Source organism: Streptomyces sp. S6, from assembly GCF_054880855.1.
This window is the reverse complement of record NZ_JBTYMC010000318.1, coordinates 1-7255: the sequence shown is the minus strand read 5'-3', so window position 1 is coordinate 7255 and position 7255 is coordinate 1. Positions and strand designations below refer to the sequence as shown.

Sequence of the window (7255 nt, the reverse complement as noted above, 5' to 3'; positions counted from 1 at the left end):
ACGCCTACTGGAACGACCCGGCACCACGTCCCAGAAACACCACCCGACTCACACGCCTCTACACCCAACTAGCCACCTGACCAGCCGAATTGCGCACCAGAGTCGCCCTGGGTCAGCCACGACGGATCCGCACTGTGAGTCTTTTAGGGGCGCGGGGAACTGCGCGATCAGCCGTACGCGACCCGCACTCGCCCACTCACCGCACCCACCCCATCCTCCCCTCACCCCACCGCCAGCACCACCAGACTCACCACCCCCGCCACCTCGGCAACCCCCCCGAACACATCCCCCGTCACCCCGCCGAACCTCTCCCGGCACCGACGCAGCAGCAACTCCGCCGCGCAGACTCCCAACACGACGGCGGGAACGGCGAGGGCGGCCCCGGCCGGCCACCCCACCACTCCCGCGCACATCACGACGGCCCCCCCGACACCCCAGGCCCACCGCACCGGCACCACCCCCGCGACGGCCGCTCCCAGCCCCTCCGGCCGGGCGGCGGGTACGCCCGTGCGGGCGGTGAACGTCAAGGCCAGTCGGGCGGTCACCGCGGACAGCAGGGTGGCGAAGGCGCCCCGGGTCCAGGAGTCGCCGTAGATCTCGGACAGTGCGGCGACCTGGGCCAGCAGGACGAGTACCAAGGTGAGTACACCGAACGGCCCGATGTCGGACTGTTTCATGATGCGCAGGGCGTCCTCGGGGGGCTTCCCGCTGCCGAGCCCGTCGGCGGTGTCGGCGAGCCCGTCGAGATGGAGCCCGCGTGTGAGGACGGCGGGGACGGCGACGGAGGCGACCGCGGCGAGCATCGTCCCCGTGCCGAGGGCGAGCAGCAGCACTCCCGCGGCGGCGGCGCACCCGCCCACCACCACCCCGACCAGCGGAGCGACCCGCATGCCGCCGCTCGCCGCCTCCCGGTCCCACCGGTGGACGCGCACGGGCAGCACCGTCAGCGTGCCGAAGGCGAACCGAAGGCCGTGCAGGGAGAAACTGGCGGACATCGAGGGCATCGGGGCAGATTATCCGACGACCCGACCGACCCCCACCGACGACCTCACCGACCACCCCACCGACGACCTCACCACCGACCAGCCCCCCCACCCCCAACAGGAATAAAGTGCGCACATGGGACATTGGCTCCAACGGAACATCGTAGAACCGGGCAAACTCCCCCTCCTCCTGGCCCTCACCGCCTTCGTCCTCACCTTCCTCCTCACCCGTCTCGTCACCCGCCTGATCCGCGCGGGCAAGGGCCCGTTCGGCAACGTCAAGGCGGGCGGCCTGCACATCCACCACGTCGTACCCGGGATCGTCCTCACCGTCATCGGCGGCTTCGGCGCCGTCGCGAGCGGCTCGCACGGCGCCGGTGCCTGCGTCTCGGCGGTCTGCTTCGGCGCCGGCACGGGCCTGGTCCTGGACGAGTTCGCGCTGATCCTGCACCTGGACGACGTGTACTGGAGCGAGGAGGGCCGAAAGAGCGTCGAGGTGGTGGTGCTGACGGCAGCCCTGGTCGGCCTGGTCCTCCTCGGCTACTCCCCGCTCGGCGTGAACGACCTCTCGGACGACGAAGTGGCGGGCCGGGGAGTCGCCCTGTCCACGGTCGGCGTCAACTTCCTGCTCTCCCTCGTCGCCCTCTCCAAGGGCAAGGCCCGCACCGCCATCTTCGGCGCCATCGTCCCCACGGTCGCCCTCATCGGCGCGATCCGCCTGGCCCGCCCCGCCTCCCCCTGGGCCCGCCACTTCTACACCCGCCGCCCCCGGGCCCGAGCCCGCGCCGAGCGCCGGGCCGAACGCCACGACCGCCGCTGGTCGCGCCTGCGCAGAGGGCTGGAGGAACTGCTCGGCGGCAAACCGGACCCGGCACACCAGAAGTCGTCACACCAGAAGTCGGCACGCTGAAGAACGCCTCACCCCCCACCCCCGTCCCGCTCCTCCTCCCCTCGGCTCGGCACCGGCCGAAACCGGTCGTCGAAGCGCCCGGCGTCGAGTTCGGAACCGTCGTACGGATGCCCGCCCCGCACCCCTGCCGTCCCCGAACCCCACTCGGCCCGCCCATGCTCCCGCCTCCCGGTCCGCCGCCCCCACCACTCCACGACCCCCACCAGCCCCACCACCGCGGCGATCGCCACCACATGCTCCTTCCCCGCGAGATTCGGCTTGACCACCACCTCCACCAGCATCGCCAGCACCACCGCACCCCCGGTCACGTACGCCCGGTACCGCCACGCGAGGAACACGGCCAGCCCCACGACGGCGGCGGAAGGCCCCGTGTCCACGATCTTCGCGTCGGACGCGGGCAGCCCGAGGACGGGGACGTCGGTCCCGAGAGCGATGCCCGCGCGGGCGTACAGCGTGCCGGCGAGGGTCGCGGTGTAGGCGACGGCGAGGGTCCGCCACCAGCCGAGACAGAGCTCCGCGAGCCCGAAGACGAGGAGGATCTGCGCGAGGGCGCCCCAGACCGGCAGGTCGAGCGCGGGGACGAAGAGGGAGAGGGGGGTGCGCAGGAGGGCGAGGGGGAGGGGGTCCTGGGCGCGGACGGCGCCGAGGTCATGGACGATCCGATAGCCCCGGTCGAGGTGCTGGACGGCCTGTATGACCGAGGTCGTGCACACCGCCGCGACGGTCATCACGGGGACGGCCCACCGGCGCCGCGCGGCGAGATACAGCGGCCCCCACTCGACACGGGCCCACCGCACGAGGGCGTCCCACAGCCGCCGTCCACCACTCATCGTCTGTCCCCCGACAGCCATCGTCGCTCTCCGATCAGCCGGCCCGGCGTTTCCAGGAACCCCTCCGCCCGCGCCGACGCCAGCCCGATCCGGGGCAGGTCCGCGCTCTTCTCGAAGAGCAGGAACCTCGGCTCCCAGACCGGCCGGTACTTCGCGTTGGCCCGGTAGAGGGACTCGATCTGCCACCACCGGGAGAAGAAGCCGAGCAGCGACCGCCACAGCCGCAGCACCGGCCCGGCACCGAGCCGGGCTCCACGTTCGAAGACCGAGCGGAACATCGCGAAGTTGAGCGACACCTGAGTGATCCCGATCTCTCTGCCGCGGCGCAGGAGTTCGATGACCATGAACTCCATCAGCCCGTTGTCGCCGTCGTGGTCACGCCGCATCAGATCCAGCGACAGCCCGCACGGCCCCCACGGCACGAACGACAGCACCGCCCTCGGCGCACCCCCGGCGTCGGAGCACTCCACCACCACGCACCGCCCGTCCCGGGGGTCCCCGAGCCGCCCGAGCGCCATGCTGAACCCGCGCTCGGTGGCCCCGTCCCGCCACTCCCGCGCCCGCCGCACCAACTCGGCCATCTCTGTCTCCGGCACCTCCTCGTGCCGCCGGATCCGGACGGTGTACCCCGCCCGCAGCACCCGGTTGTACGCCTGCCGCACGGTCCGCATCGCCCTGCCCTCCAGCGTGAACCCGTCCACGTCCACGATCGCCTCGTCCCCGAGTTCCAGCGCGTCGAGACCGTGCCGCCGGTACACGTTCCCCGCCTCCTCCCCGGCACCCATCACCGCCGGGATCCACCCGTGCGCCCGCGCCTCGCCGAGCCACGGCTCGATCGCCCCCGGCCACGCCTCCGGATCCCCCAGCGGATCCCCCGAGGCCAGTGAGACCCCGCCGACGACCCGATAGGCGATCGCCGCCTTGTGCGACGGCGACCACACGACACTCTTCTCCCGGCGCAGCGAGAAATACCCGAGAGAGTCCCGCTCCCCGTGCCGGTCGAGCAGTTCACGCAGACGTCTCTCGTCCTCGTGGCTCAGCGGATCGACGGCTTTCCGGGACCGGAACGCGGCATACAGCACGGCGAGGACGAGAAGAGTGCTCATCGCGTTGACGGTGACGTCGACCCAGGTCGGCGGCGACACCCCGGGCACGCCCGCCTCGTCCGCCGACACGGACACGAGCCGCAGGACCCCGTACCACCACTGCCGGACGAACCCCGCCGGCACGGCCGCCCGATCCGTGAGGCTCACCAGCGCCCCGGCCACCACGGACGCCCCGAGCAGCCCGAACCCGGCGACGAGGGCCGCGAGCCTGGGGTTGGCCCGGTCCCCCTTGGCGTAGAACTCACGCCGCCCGGCGAGCAGCGCCCCGAAGAACGCGGCGGTGACCGCGAAAGACACCCAGTTCTGCGGGGCCCGCCGGATCTCGGGCAGCAGCAGGGCCACCGCGAACAGCACGAGAAACGCCCCGCTGAGCCCGAGATTGAGAATCCAGGCGGCCCTTTTCCGCCGTCTCGTCATCACGGCGAGAAAAGCGGCGAAAACCCCGGAGGAGAACCCGGCGGTCAGCAGATAGGGCGTGAACAGATCCGCCTGATTGTGCTGCCGGACGCTCTGCCCCAGCGAAACCCACACCCCGCTGAGGAAGTTGACGAACGCGACGACCCGTAGATACCAGACGACGACACCAGCCCGAACGCTTCCCATGGTTCGGGATGGTATGTCCCCCTTACTTACCTTTACGGCAGGTCTTCATAGGCGGACGCGCTGTCGTCCTTCGCGGGCTCCTCCGGCAGCTCCGCGGCCAACGCGGCGGCGGCCTGCACCAACGGCAGCGCGAGCATCCCGCCCGCACCCTCGCCGACCCGCACGTTCTGTTCGAGCAGCGGCTCCAGGGCCATCCGGTCCAGCGCCTTCGCCTGCCCCGGCTCCCCCGACTTGTGCGCGGCCAGCCACCAGTCCGGCGCCCGGAACGCGACCCGCTGCCCGACCAGCGCACAGGCGGCGGCGACGACACCGTCGAGGACGACGGGCATCTTGCGGACGGCCGCCTGGAGCAGGAACCCCGTCATCGCGGTGAGGTCGGCGCCGCCCACTGTCGCCAGCAGCTCCAGCTGGTCGCCCAGCACCGGCCGCGCCCGCCGCAGCGCGTCCCGGATCGCCGCGCACTTGCGCATCCACGCCAGGTCGTCGATCGCGACCCCGCCACGCCCGGTCACGACGGACGCGTCCGTCCCGCACAGCGCCGCGATGAGCACACCGGCGGCCGTCGTCCCGCCCACACTCACATCGCCCAGCACCACGAGGTCGGTCCCGGAGTCCGCCTCCTCGTCGGCCACGGCGACCCCCGCCCGGAACGCCGCCTCCGCCTCCTCCAGGGTCAGCGCGTCCTCGATGTCGATCCGCCCACTGCCACGCCGCACCCGGTGGCGGACGACGTCGGCGGGGAAGGCGTCCGGCTCGCAGTCCAGGGACATGTCGACGACACGCACGGGAACCCCGGCGCGGCGCGCGAGGACGGAAACGGGGCGAGCGCCCTCCAGGACCGCCCGGACCAGGTCCGCGGCGCTCCCGGCGGGGTGCGCCGAGACACCCAGTTCCGCGATCCCGTGATCCCCGGCGAACAGCACGACACGCGGCTTGTCGACGGGCCGCACCGGGACCGAACCCTGCGCCGCCGCCAGCCACTCACCCAGTTCGTCCAGGCGCCCCAGCGCACCGGGCGGCACGATCTGACGCTCCCGACGCGCCTCCGCGTCGCGCCGCACCCCGCCGTCGGGGCGCTCGATCAGATCCGTGAAGTCGTCGAGATTAAGCGAGCTCATTCGCCGAACAGTACCGGCCCGGGTCGAACACTTTCCGCGCCACGTCACCACCCCGGGGGTGCGGCGTCGTTGCACGCAAGATCGCGATCCCATACGTTCCGTTTCGCGAAGATTGTCGTACCCGCCTTCTCCACCCGCCGCCCACGGGGAGCCCCGATGCAGGACCTCCAGGAACCGCGCCGCGAAGACTGCCCCTGGTGCGGATCCAGCAGCCTCCGCACCCGCCGCCCCGGCACGTTCGCCGTCGACGAGTGCCAGGACTGCGCCCACGCCTTCCAGAACCCCCGCCCCGCCTCCGAGGCCCCGCACCGGCGCGGCGTACGCGGGGAACTCCTGGACCGGGTCCTCGCCGCCCGCACCACCCGGCGCCGCCTGCGCGCCACCGCCCAGGCCATGACCGGCCTCCCCGAACCCGAGAGCTGGCTGGACGTCGGCACCGGCCACGCGCGCTTCCCCGAAGCCGCCAAGGACCTGTTCACCTACACGTCCTTCGACGGCGTCGACCCCACGACCCGCGTCGACCGCGCACGCCTCGCGGGCCGGGTGGAGGAGGCCCACCACGAACTGGGCCCCGCCCTGGACGCCCGCTACGACGTGGTGAGCCTCCTCCACCACCTCGGACACACCCCGGACCCCCGAGCCGAACTCACCGCCGCCCTGCGCACCCTGCGCCCCGGCGGCCACCTCCTCCTCGAACTCCCCGACCCCACCAGCGCCTTCGCCCCCCTCCTCGGCGCATGGTGGCACCCCGCAGGCCACCCCCACCTCATCCCCGCGGACAACCTCCGCACAGAACTGGAGTCCCAGGGCTGCGACATCGTCACGACAGACCACCGCACGGCCCACGTCCCGTACGACCTGGCGGCGGCCACAGCCCTCTTCCTGACCCGCCACCTCCCCGCTCGCGCCCTCCCGCTCACCACCCCGGTCACGGCCCTGGCGACGGCCCTGGACCACGCCCTGGCCCCGCTCCTGCGCCGCACCCGCTTCTCGAACACCTACCGGATCGTCGCCAGAAAACGCACCCCCTAGAAGCACCTACCCCCGCAACACCACCCCCTGCCCCGCCACCACCAGCACCACCTGCTCGCACTCCGCCCCCACCGCCGCGTTCAGCCGCCCCAGCTCGTCCCGGTACCGCCGCCCCGACGGCGTCGCCGGGACGATCCCCGAACCGACCTCGTTGGAGACGAGGACGACGGTCCGCCGGGTCCCCCGGATCGCCGCGGTGAGGCCGGCGACGCGCTCCCGCAGGGCCTTCTCGCCGCCGTCGGCCCACTCGGCGTCGTCCCACGCCCCGACGGAGTCCATCGCGTCCGTGAGCCACAGGGAGAGGCAGTCGACGAGGAGCGAGGGCCCGTCGGCGGCCAGCAGCGGGACCAGATCGCAGGTCTCGGCCGTACGCCACGACCCCGGACGCCGCTCCCGGTGCGTCGACACCCGCGCCGCCCACTCCGTGTCCCCGCCGCGCGTCCCGCCCGTCGCCACGTACAGCACGTCCGGGAACGCCTCCAGCCGCCGCTCCGCCTCCACGGACTTCCCGGACCGCGCACCGCCGAGGACGAGGGTGCGCCGGGGGACGTCGGGGACGTCCTCGTAGACCCCGACCGCCAGCGTCGTCCCGTCCGCCACAGCCCGCGCACCGGCCGCCGCGAGCCGGCGCCGCAGCTCCGTCCCCGGGGGGACGTCGTGATCGAGGTGGACG

Annotated in this window: 7 protein-coding genes; 2 read left to right on the top strand and 5 right to left on the bottom strand. The window is 72.9% G+C overall.

Annotated elements, in window-relative coordinates:
• Positions 1-221 precede the first annotated feature (221 nt).
• Positions 222-1004: an adenosylcobinamide-GDP ribazoletransferase gene (gene cobS, locus ACVNF4_RS29705; RefSeq protein ID WP_461805974.1), complete on the bottom strand. Its 783-nt coding sequence runs from the start codon at positions 1002-1004 to the stop codon at positions 222-224.
• Between the two features lie 115 nt (positions 1005-1119).
• Here cobS and ACVNF4_RS29700 point away from each other — a divergent pair, with 115 nt between their 5' ends.
• Positions 1120-1893: a hypothetical protein gene (locus tag ACVNF4_RS29700; protein ID WP_461805973.1), complete on the top strand. Its 774-nt coding sequence runs from the start codon at positions 1120-1122 to the stop codon at positions 1891-1893.
• Positions 1894-1901: 8 nt separating this feature from the next.
• Here ACVNF4_RS29700 and ACVNF4_RS29695 read toward each other — a convergent pair whose 3' ends face one another.
• From ACVNF4_RS29695 to cobT, 3 genes are read right to left on the bottom strand one after another with little or no spacing between them, the layout of a single operon-like run.
• Entirely contained in the window at positions 1902-2723 is an 822-nt protein-coding gene (locus ACVNF4_RS29695) for a hypothetical protein (protein ID WP_461805972.1), read from the bottom strand.
• The gene (locus tag ACVNF4_RS29690; protein ID WP_461805971.1) at positions 2720-4432 is read right to left on the bottom strand and encodes a phosphatidylglycerol lysyltransferase domain-containing protein; all 1713 of its coding nucleotides are present in this window, start codon (positions 4430-4432) and stop codon (positions 2720-2722) included. Before ACVNF4_RS29690 ends, ACVNF4_RS29695 begins: the two co-directional genes overlap by 4 nt.
• A 32-nt stretch (positions 4433-4464) precedes the next feature.
• Positions 4465-5550, bottom strand: coding sequence for a nicotinate-nucleotide--dimethylbenzimidazole phosphoribosyltransferase (gene cobT / locus ACVNF4_RS29685; protein WP_461805970.1), 1086 nt, complete (start codon positions 5548-5550; stop codon positions 4465-4467).
• A gap of 156 nt (positions 5551-5706) precedes the next feature.
• Between cobT and ACVNF4_RS29680 the strand changes: the two genes are divergently transcribed.
• Positions 5707-6582 (top strand): class I SAM-dependent methyltransferase, encoded by an 876-nt coding sequence (locus ACVNF4_RS29680; protein WP_461805969.1) that lies wholly within the window; start codon positions 5707-5709, stop codon positions 6580-6582.
• A gap of 6 nt (positions 6583-6588) precedes the next feature.
• On the opposite strand, the gene ACVNF4_RS29675 is transcribed toward ACVNF4_RS29680, so the two are convergent.
• A partial coding sequence (locus ACVNF4_RS29675; RefSeq protein ID WP_461805968.1) for a bifunctional adenosylcobinamide kinase/adenosylcobinamide-phosphate guanylyltransferase occupies positions 6589-7255 on the bottom strand: 667 nt, incomplete at its 5' end.